The sequence below is a fragment of the Actinophytocola sp. genome (genome assembly GCF_036378875.1).
In the GTDB taxonomy this organism is placed as follows: Bacteria; Actinomycetota; Actinomycetes; order Mycobacteriales; family Pseudonocardiaceae; genus Actinophytocola.
The window spans coordinates 62,473-78,485 of sequence record NZ_DASUVO010000075.1 but is presented as its reverse complement, the minus strand read 5'-3'; the positions used below and the strand labels follow the sequence as shown (position 1 = coordinate 78,485).

Here is a 16,013-nt window from a genome sequence, read left to right as displayed (position 1 = left end):
GAGTGCCGTGATGGAGATCGAGAAGTACATGCGAGGCGGGGTCACGGTGGTCGCGCTGGACGGCGAGCTGGACAGCAGTACCGCGAGTGACGTCCGGGAGCGGCTCGGTGAGCTGGTACCGGGCGAGGGCAGAGTGCTGATCGACCTGAGCCGGACCACATACATGTCCAGCGCCGGGTTACGGGTGCTGCTGCTGCTCTACCGGCAGGTGCGCGCGAGCGGGGTGCGGTTGGCGCTCGCCGGCATGACCGAGGACGTGACCGAGGTGATGGCGGCGACCGGGTTCCTCGACTTCTTCACGGTCACGAGCACCGTCGAGGACGGGGTGGCGGCGTTGGGTGAACGAGCGGTGGGCGAATGAGCGGAGCTTGCGGAGCGAATCATCAACAGTCAGGCCGGCTCGGAGTCCGCGGATGGCGCCGGTGGAGCGGAGCCTGCGGAGCGTACCGGCGCCACGGAGCGAACGAGGAGACGGCATGAACGCCGCACCCGCCGGTGACCTGACGCGGATCGACGGCTACCCGACGGAGCGGATCGCCGGGCACGACGTGCGGCCCGGCCGACCGCTGCCATTCGGGGCGACCCCGGTCCCCGGTGGGATCAACTTCTCGGTGTACTCCGCCGGCGCCACCGACATGACGCTCGTGCTGTTCCAGCGTGGCGCCGAGGAACCGTTCGCCGAGCTGCCGTTCCCCGAGTCTTTCCGTACGGGCACGGTGTACTCGATGACCGTGTTCGGGCTGGCGGCTGAGGAGATCGAGTACGGCTTCCGCGCCGACGGCCCGTTTCGCCCGGAGCAGGGCGACCGGTTCGACCGCGAGAAGATCCTCGTCGACCCCTACGCCACCGCGCTCGGCGGCCGGGAGGTGTTCGGCACGCCGCGCGAGGACAGCTACGGGTGGCGGTCCAGGGTGGCGCTCGCCGACTTCGACTGGGACGGCGACCGGCCGCTGAACCTGCCGCTGGCCGACCTCGTGATCTACGAGACGCACGTGCGCGGGTTCACCCGCAGCCCGTCGTCCGGGGTGCGCTGGCCGGGCACCTATGCGGGGCTGGTGGAGAAGATCCCGTACCTGGCGGAGCTCGGCGTCAACTGCGTCGAGCTGATGCCGGTGTTCGAGTTCGACGAGACCGAGGGCGCCCATCCCGCGCCGTCCGGCGACGAGATGCTCTGCAATTACTGGGGTTACAGCACGGTCGGGTTCTTCGCGCCCAAGGCGGCGTACGCGGCGACCGCGCGGCACGGCAGCCAGGCCGACGAGTTCAAGAACCTCGTCAAGCGGCTGCACGAGGCCGGCATCGAGGTGATCCTCGACGTGGTGTTCAACCACACCGCGGAGGGCAACGAGCTCGGACCGACGATCTCGTTCCGGGGCCTGGACAACAAGGTCTACTACATGCTGACCCCGGAGGGTTACTACTACAACTTCAGCGGCACCGGGAACACGCTCAACTGCAACCACCCCGTGGTGCGCGGGTTCGTGCTGGACTGCCTGCGTCACTGGGTGTCCGAGTACCATGTGGACGGTTTCCGGTTCGACCTGGCCGCCATCCTCGGCCGGGCCCCGGACGGCACGCCGTTGCCCAACCCACCGCTGCTGGAGACGTTGGCGAACGACCCCGTGCTGCGCAACACGAAGCTGATCGCCGAGGCGTGGGACGCGGGCGGCCTCTACCAGGTCGGCAGCTTCCCCGACTACTGCCGCTGGTCGGAGTGGAACGGCCGGTACCGCGACATCGTGCGCAAGTTCCTGAAGGGCGAGTCGGGCACGTCCGGCGAGATGGCCGCGCGCCTAGTCGGCTCACCCGACCTCTACCAGCGGCGCGGGCCGATCGCCTCGGTCAACTTCGTCACCGCGCACGACGGCTTCACCCTGCGGGACCTGTTCTCCTACAACGAGAAGCACAACGACGCCAACGGCGAGGGCAACGCCGACGGCGACAACAACAACAACTCGTGGAACTGCGGGCACGAGGGCCCGACCGACGACCCGTTGGTGAACGGGCTGCGCGACCGCATGGTGCGCAACGCCCTGCTGCTGTTGTTGATGAGCCACGGCGTGCCGATGCTGCTCGCCGGGGACGAGGCCGGGCGTACCCAGCGGGGCAACAACAACGCCTACTGTCATGACAGCGACCTGTCCTGGTTCGACTGGGACCTGGTGAACGCCAACGCCGACCTGGTGCGCTTCACCAGCCGGGTGATCGCGTTCCGCCGCGCGCACGCCGCGCTGCGCCGCACCCGGCATGTCACCGGCAGCGCGCACGACCAGCTGTTCCCGGACGTGAGCTGGCACGGCGTGCATGCCTGGACGCCGGACTGGGCGCCGTTCTGCCGGCTGATCGCCGCGATGTTCTACACCGAAGTGGACGGACGCGAGGACTGCGTGTACGTGGCGGCGAACTCGCACTGGGAGGGACACGAGCTCGAGCTGCCCGAACTGCCGGACCACCTCGCCTGGCACATGTTCGCGGACACGAACGCCGAACCGCCCGGCGACGTGGCCGACCTGGGCTCGGAGTGGCGGCTGCCCGACCAGTCCCGGATCCACATCGGACCCCGGGCCGTGGTCGTGCTGCTCGCCGACCAACACCGAAGGAGTGTAGAACCGTGAGTTTCCAAGGAAAGCTGCACGTCGAGGACGGCGTGGTGACGATCCGGTTGGTCGGCGAGGTGGACTCCCGGTCGGCGCACGAGCTCAACGAGCTGATCATCGACGCGGCCGACAAGAACCCGACTCGGCTGGTGCTGCTGGCCGAGGACCTCACCTACCTGTCGTCGGCCGGCCTGCGCTGCCTGGTGTTCGCGCACCAGAAGATGGGTCGTGACACGGAGATCGTGCTGGTCGGCACCCGGCCGGAGGTGGCGGAGACGATCAGGTTGACCGGTTTCGACCGCAGCATAGTGATGCAGGACGCGGTCGGACCGTGATCGCAGACCGCGTAAGCCTGCGCGGAATCGAGAACCTGTCGGCCGCCCTCTCCGCCTTGGTAGGGCGGCTGGCGGCCGCGGCGGGGCTCGATTCCGCGCAGGCCTACCGGTTACGGCTGGCCGCTGAGGAGATCGCCGTCAACGTCGCCACCCACGGGTACGGCGACGGAGACGGCGAGATCCTCATCGACGCCGGCCTTGACGACGAATGGGTGTGGCTGCGCCTCACGGACCGGTCGCCGGAGTTCGACCCGACCGAGCACGATCCGGACCCGCGGCTGACCGCGGACCCGGATGTCGGGCCGTCGGGCGGCTTCGGCCTGTTCCTCGCGCTGTCCAGTGTGGACCGATTCGAGCACGAGTACGTGGGTGGTCGTAACCGCAACAAACTGCTGATCCGGCGTCGTGCCGGAGGCGATGGAGGGGATTGATGGGGAAGACCAGCGCGTTGGTGGTGACTGACACGCCGGCCGGCGACGCGCAACTCACCTCCGCCCTCGCCGACGGCGGTTTCGCGGTGCGCGCACTGACCGAGACACAGCTGGCGCAGGGGCACGATCCCGGTGCCGCCCCGGACCTGCTGCTGATGTCGGCGTCGCTCGGCCTGCAACGGGTGGCGATGCTGGCCAGGCGGTTCTCACTGGGGGAACACCCACCGACGGCGATCGTGTTCCCGGAGGACGGAGACCTCGACGCGCTGGAGGCGTGCGTGCGCGGCGGGTTCGACTACGTGCAGCCGCCGTTCCGACCCGCCCTGCTGCGCAGCAGGATGTCGTCCTGCTGGCAACGCAACCAGCTGGTCAACGCCGTGGAGGACATGGCGGCCGAGGCCAGCATGCGGGAGATGGAACAGGACCTGCGCATCGCGCACGAGATCCAGGAAGGCTTCCTGCCAGAACACATGCCAACACCGAACGGATGGGACCTGGCATCCCGCTTTCGTCCCGCGAGGCAGGTGGCCGGCGACTTCTACGACGGCTTCGAACTGGTCGACGGTCGCCGGCTGGGCTTCGTGGTGGCCGACGTCTGCGACAAGGGCGTCGGCGCCGCACTGTTCATGGCACTGATCCGGACACTCCTACGGCACACGGCCGAACACACGGGCGCATGGAGCCTGGTCGAGGGCGACTCCAAGATGAGTGTCGTGACCACTGTCGAGGTGGGCTCGGCGCTGCCGCCCCTGCTGTCGGTCGGCGCGGGCCCACTCGTGCAGGCGGTCGTGTCGACGAACCGGTACCTGGCACGCAACCACCTGCGCCAGGGCTACTTCGCGACACTCATCTTCGGCGTGCTCGACCCGCGGTCCGGGGCGTTGCTGTACATCAACGGCGGCCACAACCCGGCCGTACTCATGCGCGCCCGGGGCGGCCACACACTGCTCGCCCCGACCGGCCCGGCCGTCGGCATGATGTCGCACAGCGCCTACGCGCTCGGACACATCGCCATGGAACCAGGAGACACCCTGCTCCTCTACACCGACGGCGTGGTCGAGGCCCGCGCCGTCGACGGCTCGCTGTTCGGCATGGACCGCCTGCTCGACGTGCTGTCCCGCTCATCCCGCTCAGCCGACGACCTCCTCACCGACGTCGACACCGCCCTGCACACACACGTCGGCGCGGCGGAACAGTTCGACGACATCACGATGCTCGCACTACGCCGCGTCCCCGGCTGAGCACTGGCCCCAGGGCCCTGACAGCGCCTGGTTGCCGACGGGCTTCGCCCGCCGGCAACCAGGCGTTTCGCATGCCTGCTCCCGGATGCCCTGAAGAGCGCCCCCGGGACGTTCAGCCAAGATCCACCGATGATCATGCTGCCCGCACGTGGTTCTGTGGAGCCGGCGGGGGGAAGCCCAGTGCCTGTGCCACCGGCACTGTGCCGAAAGACCCTTTCGGGACAGTGAACGTCATCAGCGCGTCTTTCGCGACATCGGCGATGCCCCGAACGCGTCTTTCGGGACTCAGCGGGTGCGCGTCGGGCGCGCGGCGCCCGACGCCCGCGAAGCGCCTGACCAGGCCCACCACTCTCGGGAGGTGCGATATTCCGACAAGATCATCGGTGGATCGAGGTTCAGCGTCTTCAAGGGCACCCTTGGGACAACACAAACACGCCATTCGCGGGCCGAGCGCGAAGTGCCCGGCCCGCGAAGCGGGTGCGTCGTCGAGTTGGCAAAGCGGAGCCCGGAAGGTGACCCGGAGCGCGGCCGGAACTTTCGGCGTGACAGGTCAGTCCGTTCGTTTCGGGTAGATCGGCATCCTCCACGATATTGGGCTGATTCAATCAGCGCACCAATGGTTTGTAACGCACTATTTACCTGCGATTCCGCTGTGGCGGGCGGAATCCTGCTGTGGCGTGTCGGTGGGTATCGGCTCGACGCTTGGGCGGGCCGTGATCAGCGTGTCCATCGCGACGGCGACGTTCCAGCCGCAGCCTCGTTGGCCGGCGTGGAAGTCCCCGGCCGCCGCTGTCGCCTCGTTGATGCGTCCGGCGAGCAGTAGGCCGTCGATCAGGCACGCGGTGAGGTAGGGCGGGAACCACGGTAGTCCGGTGCACCGGCCCTCGACCGCGGCCAGTGCGCGCCGCAGGTTTGACACCACCTGGCCCGGTTTTCCACCGGCCAGCGCGACGGCGGCACTCGCGGCGTGGATGAACACGGCGGCGTCGCGGTCGACGCACGGGTCGGCTGTCTCCAGGGCGGCGGCGGCCTGTTTGGGGGCGCCCGTGGCGGCCAGGAGCCAGGCGCGGCACGCGAGCAGCCGTTCGCGGTAGCGGGGGTCGGCGTTGGCCGCGGCGGTGAGCATGGCCTCCGCCTCGGCCACGCGGCGCAGCCCCAGGCCGACCAGCAGCGCGCGTGTGATCGTGTACCGGGACGGGTCGTCGGGGTCGGGCGTCGGGTGTGCGTCGAGCAGGCGCAGCCCCTCCGCGGGGCGACCACGCAGGAGCAGCACGCCGGCCCAGGTCGTCGCGATCGCGTCGGTCAGGCCGTGCCACGAGGCCAGCAGGCACAGCTCGTCGGCGCGGTCGAGGGCCAGCTCCCGCCACGCCTGTCCCACCGCGTCGGTGAGCTGCGTCGCGCCGGGCCAGGACGGGCCGAGCGGGGCGACCGCGCCAGCTGGCCGGCCGGGTTTGAGCTGGTACATCTCGTCCTCGCGGACGACCTGCTCGGTCAGCCGGCCACGCTCGACGAGGTCACGCAGGAAGGTCGGGTTGCCGCCGGTGGCCGCGTGCAGTGCCGCGGCGGTGGTCGGGTGGACCGGCCCACCGAACACGTCCGAGAGGATGACGGTCACCTCGTCGGTGGACAGCGGGTGCAGCCGCATCGTGCAGGTGCCCGGCTCGTAACGGATGCAGTCCAGCGGGTCCGGCCCGGCCGGCAACGCACACGTGCTCGCCGCGGTGAGCAGAAGTGGCGCGCCGTACGTGCGGTGTAGTTCACGAAGTACCTGCATACTCGCGAAATCGACATGGTGCGCGTCGTCGACCACCAGCACCGGCGGGTGTCCGACCCACTGGCCGGCCAACGTCGCCGCAGCGTCGGCGATCCCGGTGCGCAGTGACGCGTTGGCGGCGAACCCCTCCGGTAACAGTCGGGCGAGCGCGGAATAGGGTTCTGTGCCACACGGCTCGACGGCGAGTACGGCGTCGGCGTCGGCGGACACGAGCGCCTCGGCCAACAAGCTCGTACGGCCCATGCCCGGCGCGCCGAGCACCACCACCGGCGCGGGACAAGCCTCGGCGAGCGCCCGACCGATGCGGTCCAGCTGCTCGCTCCTGCCGACGAAACTCCATGGCATGCCGCCACCTCCTCGATAGCCTCATGCCACGATCAACAATGGTGAATCGCCAGGTCAACGGGTAACTGACAAAGTGTTCGTCCAGAACGGTTAATTTCGCGCATCCGGCCACTTCGGGTTGCGCTCCGGCGCTGATCACGAGACAGTTGTGGCGTTAGGACAGTTTGTCGTCGCCGCGACTCCCGCGATGATTCTCAGGAAGTTCAGGAAGTTCATGAAGTGGGTCCATTCGGCCCATCGGGCTGAGCTGTGTGCATTCGGTCAGGCTTCTCGTTCGGGCCATTCCGTCTCATTCGGTAATTGATTATCGAACGCAGAGTGAGATTTGTGACCCTGGTACTTCCAGTACCCCCATAACCAGCTTCTGGGTAACCCGCGCGGCACCGCCCATGGTGGAAGTACGTCAACTCGAGCCACAAGCGGATGGAGCTGGGCATGGTCGACGTGTTCACGACGAGGGCCGGCGGCGCTCCGCGCCAGGAACGGCCGCTCGCGCGGAAGTATGGGGGACAGCAACGATGACCATCGAACTCGACCCGATGTTCACGACCGATGTCGCACCCGACCTGTCGGGGTTCTGCCGCGAGCGGTTATCCCCGTTGACCAGATCCGACCAACGGCGGTGGGGAGAGGTCTACATCCGAGGGCTCATCACCGTTCCTGGGCGCAAGTCCATCCGGCGCATCTCGGACTACGTGGTCGGCTGGCGGGCAGACCAGTGCCTGCAGCAGTTCGTCAACCAGAGCACCTGGCAGTGGGAGCCGGTTCGTCGCAACCTGGCGGAGTACGTGACCGGACTGGTCGTGCCCAAGGCGTGGGTGGTGTCCGAGGCGGTGTTCCCCAAGAACGGGGCCAGCTCGGTTGGCGTGGCCAAGCAGTACGCGCCGTCCGCCGGCCGGATCCTGAACTGCCAGCTGGGACTCACGGTGCAGCTCGCCGGTGACTCGGCCAGCTGTCCGGTGAACTGGCGGCTCCTGCTGCCGCGCTGCTGGGACACCGACGAGCCGCGCCGCGAACGCGCCCATGTGCCGACGGCGCAACGGCACCGCCCGTACTGGTCCTACCTGCTCGACGCCGTGGACGAGATGACCGTGGGCTGGGACCTCGCGCCGGCGCCCGTGCTCGTGGACGCCTCCGACCAGGGCGACGTGGAGTTGTTGTTGCGTGGCCTGGAAGACCGGGGGCTGCGCTACCTGGTGCAGGTCGCGCCACACCTGCCGGCACGCCCTGCGCGGCCGAGGGCGCCTGGCGGCCGCGTGCCGTCGGTCGGCGAGCTGGCACTGCTCGCGGTCCGTCCGGCGGCCAGCACGCTGAACTGGCAGACCAGGACCGAGGCACGGGCCGCGACCACCAGGTTCGTCGCGTCGCCGGTGCCCGGTGAGGTCGAGACGCCGCGGCTCGTCGGCACCGCCGTGCACCGGCACCGGCACCGCCCGCCGCGGCACCTGCTCGTGCAGTGGACGGTCGGTCGCAGCCGGCCGCGTGCCACCTGGCTGACCAACCTGAACGTGGCCCGGCTGCCGCAGCTGATCGACCTCGTGAAGCTGTCCGCCCGCGCGGGGGACCACCTTGGCCGGATGCACGACGACGTCGGTCTCCGGCACTTCGAGGGCAGGTCGTTCCGCGGCTGGCACCACCACGTGACGATGTCCTCCATCGCCTACGCCTACCGGCTGGGACAGGAGCTCCACGACCGGCCCGACGAGCTGTTGTTGCGGCCCTATGCCTGAGGACCTGGTCGACCGGCTGCGGCGCATCGAGCTGTTCGCCGGTCTGGACGACGAGCAACTGCACTGGCTCGCCAGCGTCGGCGAGCCGGTGACCCTCGCCGACGGCGAGCCGCTGTTCGAGGACGGCCAGCTCGCGGAGCACTTCTACGTGCTGCTGTCCGGCGAGCTGCTGATCACCAAGACGTTCGAGGACCGGGTCGAGGTCGTGGCCCGGCACACCGCGGACGCGGCGGCGCGGGCGACGGCACTGCCGGGGACGGAACCGGACAAGCCGACCGCCGCGCACCAGTTCACGGGCGAGCTGCCGATGCTCGCCGGCGGCGGGTACGTCGCGCGTGGGGCCGCCGTCGGCCACACCGAGCTGCTCGCCTACGACCGGGACACGTTCGTGGAGATGATCGGCCGCTGTCCGCAGGTGTGCCGGGTGATGCTGCCGGTCCTGGCCTGGCGCATCAAGTCCTACGAGGTGCAGGCCAGCCGGCGGGCGATGCTCGACGGGCTCGGCACCCTCGCCGCCGGGCTGGCGCACGAGCTGAACAACCCGGCCGCCGCGGTCGTGCGCGCGGCCACCGAACTGCGTGAGTCGGTGGCCGAGCTGGCGTCGTCGGCGGAGGGGTGGGGACGGCTGGCCACCGAGCAGGAGTGCGCCCATCTCAAGGAGTTGACCGCCCGCGTGCGGACGCGGGCCACCACACCGGATCCGTTCGACGCGGTCGACGCCGCGGACGAGATCACCGACGTGCTCGCCGACCACGGCGTGCCGCAGGCCGACCAGCTCGGCCCGATCCTCGCCGAGAACGGCGTGGAGCCCGAGGAGGTCACCGAGCTCGCCGGCCACGTGCGCAACTGCGCGCTGCCCGCGGCGATCGGCTCGCTCGCGTACTCGCTTCAGGCGGACGCACTGGTCGCCGACATCGGTGAGGCGAGCGGGCGCATCGCGATGCTGGTGCGGGACACCAAGTCCTACACGAACCTGAACCGGGCGCCGGAGCGCGCGGTCGACCTGACCGAGGGCATCGAGGCGACCCTCGCGATGCACGCCAACAAGCTCACCGAGATCCGGGTGTGCCGCGCGTACTCGCCGGACGTGCCACCGGTCAGCGCGTACCCGAGCGAGCTGAACCAGGTGTGGTCGAACCTGGTCGACAACGCCGTCGACGCGATGAACGGCCGGGGCGTGCTGCGCGTCAGCACGCGGCTGGAGGACGGCTACGCGGTCGTGGAGATCCGCGACGACGGCTGCGGTGTGCCCGCCGACGCGCTCGAGTACCTGTTCCAGCCGTTCTTCACCACCAAGGACATCGGCAAGGGCACCGGGCTCGGCCTGCATCTGTCCCACGGCATCGTGACCGTTCGGCACCGCGGCACCATCAGCGTATGCTCGATCCCCGGTGACACCCGCTTCACCGTTCGACTGCCGGCTGGCTGACGGGACAACGTTTTCCCGGACCGATGTGGCCATAGCGTACGGCGATCACCTCCGGCCGCGGTTTCCTTGACGGTGTGGTGGTAATCGCGAATACCATCGGTGACGATGACCATCCCGAGGGCTACCGAGTGGGATGATCGGCACGCGGAGCCGCGGTCCGGATCGCCGAGTCAGGCGCCGGCCACGGTGCGTCACCCGCACTCCGACCGTCCACCGGAGACGGACCGCGTGGCGACACGCCGGCGGATCCCGCTCAGTGAAGCGGAATCCGCCGCGGTTGACCACGCCTGTGCGACGCTGGCGGTCACCCCGCCCGCGTTCTTCGCCGCGTGCACCACCGCGGCTGTCGCCCGGCACACGGGCGAGTCGACCGTCGTGCTGGGTGTCCGGCACGCGGCCGGCACCCTGCCGCTGAACGTGGAAATCACGGCGGACGCGGCGTTCTCCGACGTTCTGGCCGAGATCGCCGCGGTGCCGGCGGGGGCGGGGTTCACCGCCACACTGCCCGTGTGGGGCGGTATGTCCGAAGTGTCCCTGGACGTCTCACTCGTCTCGGGTTGCTGGATGTTCGCGCTGGAGCACGATCTCGCGCTGGTGCCCGAGCCGGTGGCCGAAGGGTTCGCCGGGTCCGTGCGGGAAGCCGTGCTGCGGGCGGTGGCCGAGCCGAGGAGCCCGATCGCGGACCTGTTCACCGACGCGCCGGACCGTCCGTCGCGCGGTGGTGACGGCCACTGGCGCCGGCCGCCGGTCGGCGGTCTGGACGGTTGGGTGCGGCGCACCGCGGACATCTGTGCGGACCGGGTCGCGATCGAGGAGGGCGGCAGCCGGACCAGCTACCGGCAGCTCGCCTCCATCGTGCGAGCCGTGGCCGCCGGTCTGCGTAGCCATGGTGTGCGCCCACGCCAGGTGGTCGGGCTGGCCACGACCACGCTCACCGAGACGGTGATCGCGATGCTCGCGGTGCTGCGGGTCGGCGCGCGGTACCTGCCGCTCACGGCGGACGTGCCGGCCGAGCGGCTCGCGGACGTGAACTGCGTGCTGGTGATCGGCGACGAGCCCGTGCCCGGCGTCCTCGTGGTCACCCCGGACGAACTGCTCGGCCCGGTCGAGCCGCAGGAGCCGTACCGGCCATCCGGCAGCGGCGGGTACGTGGAGTTCACCGCCGACGGCACCGTGGTGGACATGGGGGAGGGGCCGTTGTTCAACCTCACCGCGTGGCAGGTCGCGGCGCTGGACCTGGGCCGGGACTCGCGGGTGCTGCGGCGCGAGCCGCTGTCCTTCCAGGAGATCGTGCCGGTCCTGGTGGCCGGCGGCACCGTGGTGGCCGGCGACGGGCGCGACGTGACCCACCTGCACCTGCCGGCGTCGGAGCTGCCGGCGCTCGTCGACGCCGATCTGGGCGCGCTGACCCACCTGTGCCTGTCCGGCGGCCCGCTCGCCGCCGACGCGCCGGTCGAGAAGTTCCTGGCCGCCCACCCTGATGTCCGGTTGGTGATCATGTACGGCACGCCGGAGACCCAGACCGCGGTCACCCACCGGCCGTCGCAGGCGGACGCCGGCGGGCACGTGCCGCTCGGCAGGCCGATCACCGGTGTGACGGCGCAGGTGATCGACTGCTTCGGTCACCTGGCCCCGCCCGGTGTGCCCGGTGAGCTGGTGCTCGGCGGGCGCTGCCCGGCCGACGGCTACGTCGGCGACGACGAGCGCACCTCGGCACGGTTCGTGCCCGACCCGTACGGCGGCCCGAACGCGCGCCGCTTCCGCACCGGCGACCGGGTCATGTGGGCACCCGACGGCACACTGTCGTTCCTCGGGCGGAAACCCGAGTCGTGACCGACCTCGCGTCCATCGTGGACAAGGTGGGTTCCCCGGCCTACGTCTACGATCTCGCCGAGGTCCGGGCCAACCGCCTGCGGCTGCGAGCCGCGCTGCCGCCGAGGAGCGGCCTCTTCCACGCGCTGGGCACGAACGCACATCCCGAGCTACTGCGAGAGATCCGGGCCGGGGGAGCGTTGCCAGAGGTGTGCACACCATCGGAGCTGGACACCGCGCTCACCACCGGTTGGCCAGCGGCCGACGTGCTCTACACAGGACGGAGCGGCCGGGACATCGACTGGGCACTGCAGAAGGGCGTTCGGCGTTTCGTGGCGGACTCGCCGGCCGGGGTGAAGAAGCTGGACCACCGGGCCGCCGCGCACGGGGTGTCGGTGAGCTTCCTGTTGCGCATCAACGGCGGGGGCCCTACCGCCGTCGGCGTGCCGTCCGCCTGGGTGAACGCGGACCCGGCCAGGTTCACCGGCGGCGCCAACGCACAGCTGTCCGGCCTGTACGCCCAGGCGTCCGAGCTGTCCGATGTGGACGGGTGGGTGCTCGCGGTAGGCGAACTGGCCTGGACAATCGCGACGTACGGCGGCTGCGTGGACGTACTACACTTCGGCGGCTCGACACCGGTCCCCGGCCTCCGCGAGCGGCTGACCGCGGCCATCGACCGCGAGGTCCCGGCGGGCGCCGCCCCGCCACGGCTGGAGTTCGAGGCCGGCCGGTACCTGGTCGGCAGCGCGGGCACCCTGATCACCGCCGTCATGGACACCAAGCCCTTCCGCGACAAGGAGATCGTGGTCCTGGAGTTCGGCGTCGACGCCCCTGACTCGTTCGCCGCCGCGACCCCGCTGACACCACGCGGAGACCTGGTCGACTCCGTCCTGGTGGGTCCTTTCGCGGAAAGCTGGGCCCACGAGGTGCGGCTGTCCAGCCTGCGCCCGGGTGACCTGCTCGTCGTCCCCGGCGTCGGTGCCCACGGCCCGACGACCGTCCCGCCCACCCACCCGCTGCCGGTCGAGGTCGTCATCGACCGCGACGACCCGGACTCCTCGGCCGTCCACGTCTCCCGCCTACTGCTGACCAGGTACCCGGACAACCAACCCGACAGATGAGGGCGGCCGACCGGCCCGACCACTGGGATATGACTTAGTAGTCGGTATTTGGATACGTGGAGATGCGGGCACCTCAGAACCGTCGTTACCGTCGAGTCGACCCCCATATCGCTACCGGAAGGGGCACTCGATGGAGTTCGGACTCACCGGGAAGACCGCTGTCATCACCGGCGCGAGCCGTGGTATCGGCCTGGAGATCGCCAGGGTTCTCACCGCGGAAGGGGTTCGGGTCGCGGCCGGGGCGAGGCGGGTGACCGACGAGCTCAAGGAGGTCACGCCACACGTGCTGAGCGTCGACCTGGCCGAGCCGGCCGGGCCGGGCGAGTTCATCGACTTCGCCCTGGCCGAGTTGGGCGGGATCGACATCCTCGTCAACAACCTCGGCTTCCCGCACACCAGGACCGGTTTTCTCTCGGTCAGCGACCAGGACTGGCTCGACGGGCTCACCATGAACCTGCTCGCCACCGTGCGCACCACCCGGGCCGCACTGCCCAGCATCGTCGAGCGGCGAGGCTCCGTGGTCAGCCTGTGCAGCACCAACGCCCACCAGCCGCTGCCCATGGTGGTCGACTACTCCGCGGCCAAAGCCGGCCTGCTCAACCTCGGCAAGGCGCTGTCGGAGGAGTTCGGTCCGCAGGGTGTACGGGTGAACACCGTCTCTTGTGGACCGGTGATGACCGACGCCTGGACGGGTTCCGGCGGCATCGCGGACGTCATCGCCGCGCAGTCGGGCAAGACGAAGGAAGAGATCATCGACGGCGCGCCAGAACTACTGGGTAGTTCGACGGGCACGCACACCACGGTCGACCAGGTGGCCTCTTTGGTGACCTTCCTCGTGTCGCGCAAGGCCGACAACGTCAACGGCGCCGAGTTCGTCATCGACGGCGGCTTCCTCAAGTCCATCTGACCGCAGAACACTACGAACGCCCGGAGCCACCATGCAGGTGATCAAGAAGAACACGCTGTCCACGGTCGTGATCAACGGCGAGGTCGGCGCGTACGTGTTCGACGGAAGCGACCACGGCGTCTCGACGTCCGCCTTCATCGTCGACGTCCCGGCGGACCTGGGCCCACGCAGGCACAAGCACCCCTACGAGGAGATCTTCATCATCGTCGAGGGTTCGGTCCGCATCGAGGCGGACGGCGAGACCGTCGACGCGGGCACCGACGACATCTGTGTCGTGCCAGCCGACACGCCACACGCCTTCAGCAACCTCGGGCCCGGGCGAGCCCGCATGGTCAACATCCACGCCGCCCCGAAGGTGGTCACCGAGTTCGTCGCGGGCGGCCCGGAGAACATCGACTACCACTACAACCACTCCTCCTGAGGCTGAAGGAAACACATGAGTGTGGCTACGCCGTCGTTGCACGGCACCACCGTCGTCGTCATCGGCGGCAGCAGCGGCATGGGGAAGGGGGTCGCCCGCTCGGCGGCGGCCCTCGGCGCGTCGGTGGTGGTGACCTCCCGCTCGGCCGATCGGCTCGACGACGCGGTCAAACAGGTGACCGACGGCATCCCCGACGCCGTACCGCCGAGGGCCTTCGTCTGCGACCTGACCGACGACGAGTCCGTGAACGCGTTGTTCGGCCAGTTGGAGCGGCTCGACCACCTGGTCATCACCGCGACCCCCGGATCGGGCGGCGGGGCCTTCCTCGACACGGACGTCGAGGATGCCCGCGGCGTGGTCGACGGCAAGTTGTGGGGGTCGTGGCGGGCCGCCCGTGCCGGCGCCCGGCTCATGATCGACGGGCCCGGCGCGTCGCCGGCGGAGCGGTCGATCCTGTTCAACACCGGTGGCATGGCGGTGCGCCCGGTCGCCGGCCGGGCCACGATCTCGGTCGCCTTCGCCGCGGTGGAGGCCCTGACCAGGGCTCTCGCCGTCGAACTGGCTCCGCTGCGGGTCAACGCCCTGCGCCCCGGCCTCACCGACACCGAGATGTGGTCCTCGGTCCCCGACGCCGACCGCGAGGCGATCTTCAGCGAGTTCGCCAGGACCGCCCCCGCCCGCCGGGTCGGCACTCCGGCGGACCAGGGCGGCGCGGCGACCTTCCTGATGACCGCCCCCTTCGTCACGGGTGCGGTCCTGGACGTCGACGGCGGCATCCTGCTCATCTGAACCAACGCGTTCCACCAGACAGAGCTACGGCCCGTCCCAGCGAGGGACGGGCCGTAGCCGCGCGCCGTTACGCGACCGAGGATTGTTCCTCGATGACCTGGGTGGCGGCATCCACCAGGGCGCGTACGGCGGCGGACCGTCCGGTGCGGCGCCATGCCACCTGTGTGTACACCTCGAAGGGTGGTTTCCAGTTCACTCGGCACAGTTCGCCGGTGGCGAGTTCGCGGCGCACGGCGATGGTGGGGAGCAGGGCGACGCCGAGGCCGTTGGCCACACTCTGTTTGGCGGCGGCGATCGAGTCCAGCTCCAGGATTCGCGGGCGCTCCTCCACCACGTCCAGACCGATGATCCGCTCGAACCGGGTGTGGTAGTTCGCGCCGTTGTCCGCGCGGATCAGTGTGGCGTGGAGCAGGTCGCCGTCGGACACGGTGGCGCGGCCGGTGAGTTGGCTGCCTGGGCCGCCGACGAGGACCAGGGGTTCCGGGCACAGGACCCTGGTGTCCAGGTCCTCCCGGCCGCCGGTGGAGTCCACGAAGAACGCGCAGTCCAGCCTGCCCTCACGTACCTTCGCGATGGTCTCGCCGCACGCGGACGAGCGCATCGACACCTGCACCTTGGGGTAGCGCAGGTACAGGTACTCGATCAGCGGCAGCAGCCGGTAGTTCGTCAGGCTCTCGACCGTGCCGACCTCGACCCGGCCGTGTGGCTGCCCGCCGGAGCTGACGGCCTCCCTGGCGCGTTCGGTCAGCGCGATGATCTCCCTGGCGTACGGCAGCAGCTCCTCGCCGGCCGGGGTCAGCCTGATCCCGCGCGGCAGGCGTTCCAGCAGCGTGGCGCCCACGCTCTGCTCGAGTGCCTGGACACGCGTGGTCACCGTGGGCTGGGACACCTTCAGTCGCGCCGCCGCTCGGGTGAAGCTCCCGATGTCGACCACGGCGACGAACGCGGCGAGCTGCGGAGCGTCCATGACGCACATTCCCCCGTCTGCCAGCGGTTCAGTCAACTCATCTGAGGTCACTTCGTGACCTTCGCGGGGAGTTCCAACAGTCTGCGCGATTGCCTGGCTGCGGCCGCCACGCGG

14 protein-coding genes are annotated in these 16,013 nt (G+C 69.9%); 12 read left to right on the top strand and 2 right to left on the bottom strand.

Going from position 1 to position 16,013, the window contains the following annotated elements; all coding sequences use genetic code 11:
• The first annotated feature begins 10 nt into the window (after window positions 1-10).
• The 5 genes from VF106_RS21665 (at window position 11) to VF106_RS21645 (ending at window position 4,604) form a co-directional block, all read left to right on the top strand.
• Window positions 11-361 (top strand): STAS domain-containing protein, encoded by a 351-nt coding sequence (locus VF106_RS21665; RefSeq protein WP_330841600.1) that lies wholly within the window; start codon window positions 11-13, stop codon window positions 359-361.
• Between the two features lie 115 nt (window positions 362-476).
• Window positions 477-2,615 (top strand): glycogen debranching protein GlgX, encoded by a 2,139-nt coding sequence (gene glgX, locus VF106_RS21660; RefSeq protein ID WP_330841599.1) that lies wholly within the window; start codon window positions 477-479, stop codon window positions 2,613-2,615.
• Window positions 2,612-2,932: an anti-sigma factor antagonist gene (locus VF106_RS21655; protein ID WP_330841598.1), complete on the top strand. Its 321-nt coding sequence runs from the start codon at window positions 2,612-2,614 to the stop codon at window positions 2,930-2,932. The genes glgX and VF106_RS21655 overlap by 4 nt, the downstream gene beginning before the upstream one ends.
• Window positions 2,929-3,363, top strand: a complete 435-nt coding sequence (locus VF106_RS21650; protein ID WP_330841597.1) for an ATP-binding protein — start codon at window positions 2,929-2,931, stop codon at window positions 3,361-3,363. The genes VF106_RS21655 and VF106_RS21650 overlap by 4 nt, the downstream gene beginning before the upstream one ends.
• On the top strand, window positions 3,363-4,604 hold the full coding sequence (locus tag VF106_RS21645; RefSeq protein ID WP_330841596.1) for a PP2C family protein-serine/threonine phosphatase: 1,242 nt from the start codon (window positions 3,363-3,365) through the stop codon (window positions 4,602-4,604). The genes VF106_RS21650 and VF106_RS21645 overlap by 1 nt, the downstream gene beginning before the upstream one ends.
• Window positions 4,605-5,235: 631 nt before the next feature.
• Here the strand turns inward: VF106_RS21645 and VF106_RS21640 are convergent.
• Complete coding sequence (locus VF106_RS21640) at window positions 5,236-6,723, bottom strand: AAA family ATPase (RefSeq protein WP_330841595.1); 1,488 nt, start codon at window positions 6,721-6,723, stop codon at window positions 5,236-5,238.
• Between the two features lie 518 nt (window positions 6,724-7,241).
• Here VF106_RS21640 and VF106_RS21635 point away from each other — a divergent pair.
• From VF106_RS21635 to VF106_RS21605, 7 genes are all read left to right on the top strand, one after another.
• Window positions 7,242-8,453, top strand: coding sequence for an IS701 family transposase (locus VF106_RS21635; protein ID WP_330841594.1), 1,212 nt, complete (start codon window positions 7,242-7,244; stop codon window positions 8,451-8,453).
• Window positions 8,446-9,882 carry an ATP-binding protein gene (locus VF106_RS21630; RefSeq protein ID WP_330841593.1) on the top strand — a complete coding sequence of 479 codons (1,437 nt, stop codon included), beginning with the start codon at window positions 8,446-8,448 and terminating at the stop codon, window positions 9,880-9,882. The genes VF106_RS21635 and VF106_RS21630 overlap by 8 nt, the downstream gene beginning before the upstream one ends.
• Window positions 9,883-9,987: 105 nt before the next feature.
• Entirely contained in the window at window positions 9,988-11,715 is a 1,728-nt protein-coding gene (locus VF106_RS21625) for an AMP-binding protein (protein WP_330841592.1), read from the top strand.
• Entirely contained in the window at window positions 11,712-12,815 is a 1,104-nt protein-coding gene (locus VF106_RS21620; RefSeq protein ID WP_330841591.1) for a type III PLP-dependent enzyme domain-containing protein, read from the top strand. The genes VF106_RS21625 and VF106_RS21620 overlap by 4 nt, the downstream gene beginning before the upstream one ends.
• A gap of 130 nt (window positions 12,816-12,945) precedes the next feature.
• Complete coding sequence (locus VF106_RS21615) at window positions 12,946-13,722, top strand: SDR family NAD(P)-dependent oxidoreductase (RefSeq protein ID WP_330841590.1); 777 nt, start codon at window positions 12,946-12,948, stop codon at window positions 13,720-13,722.
• A gap of 31 nt (window positions 13,723-13,753) precedes the next feature.
• On the top strand, window positions 13,754-14,143 hold the full coding sequence (locus VF106_RS21610) for a cupin domain-containing protein (RefSeq protein WP_330841589.1): 390 nt from the start codon (window positions 13,754-13,756) through the stop codon (window positions 14,141-14,143).
• A 15-nt stretch (window positions 14,144-14,158) separates the two neighbouring features.
• On the top strand, window positions 14,159-14,932 hold the full coding sequence (locus VF106_RS21605) for an SDR family oxidoreductase (protein ID WP_330841588.1): 774 nt from the start codon (window positions 14,159-14,161) through the stop codon (window positions 14,930-14,932).
• Between the two features lie 67 nt (window positions 14,933-14,999).
• On the opposite strand, the gene VF106_RS21600 is transcribed toward VF106_RS21605, so the two are convergent.
• Window positions 15,000-15,899, bottom strand: a complete 900-nt coding sequence (locus tag VF106_RS21600; protein WP_330841587.1) for a LysR family transcriptional regulator — start codon at window positions 15,897-15,899, stop codon at window positions 15,000-15,002.
• Window positions 15,900-16,013 lie beyond the last annotated feature (114 nt).

What these genes read in the sequence shown, in the direction of transcription:
- VF106_RS21665 (WP_330841600.1), top strand. Translation starts at nt 11, where the DNA reads ATGGAGATCGAGAAGTACATGCGAGGCGGGGTCACGGTGGTCGCGCTG.
- glgX (WP_330841599.1), top strand. Translation starts at nt 477, where the DNA reads ATGAACGCCGCACCCGCCGGTGACCTGACGCGGATCGACGGCTACCCG.
- VF106_RS21645 (WP_330841596.1), top strand. Translation starts at nt 3,363, where the DNA reads ATGGGGAAGACCAGCGCGTTGGTGGTGACTGACACGCCGGCCGGCGAC.
- VF106_RS21640 (WP_330841595.1), bottom strand. Translation starts at nt 6,723, where the DNA reads ATGCCATGGAGTTTCGTCGGCAGGAGCGAGCAGCTGGACCGCATCGGT.
- VF106_RS21635 (WP_330841594.1), top strand. Translation starts at nt 7,242, where the DNA reads ATGACCATCGAACTCGACCCGATGTTCACGACCGATGTCGCACCCGAC.
- VF106_RS21630 (WP_330841593.1), top strand. Translation starts at nt 8,446, where the DNA reads ATGCCTGAGGACCTGGTCGACCGGCTGCGGCGCATCGAGCTGTTCGCC.
- VF106_RS21625 (WP_330841592.1), top strand. Translation starts at nt 9,988, where the DNA reads ATGACCATCCCGAGGGCTACCGAGTGGGATGATCGGCACGCGGAGCCG.
- VF106_RS21615 (WP_330841590.1), top strand. Translation starts at nt 12,946, where the DNA reads ATGGAGTTCGGACTCACCGGGAAGACCGCTGTCATCACCGGCGCGAGC.
- VF106_RS21610 (WP_330841589.1), top strand. Translation starts at nt 13,754, where the DNA reads ATGCAGGTGATCAAGAAGAACACGCTGTCCACGGTCGTGATCAACGGC.
- VF106_RS21605 (WP_330841588.1), top strand. Translation starts at nt 14,159, where the DNA reads ATGAGTGTGGCTACGCCGTCGTTGCACGGCACCACCGTCGTCGTCATC.
- VF106_RS21600 (WP_330841587.1), bottom strand. Translation starts at nt 15,899, where the DNA reads ATGGACGCTCCGCAGCTCGCCGCGTTCGTCGCCGTGGTCGACATCGGG.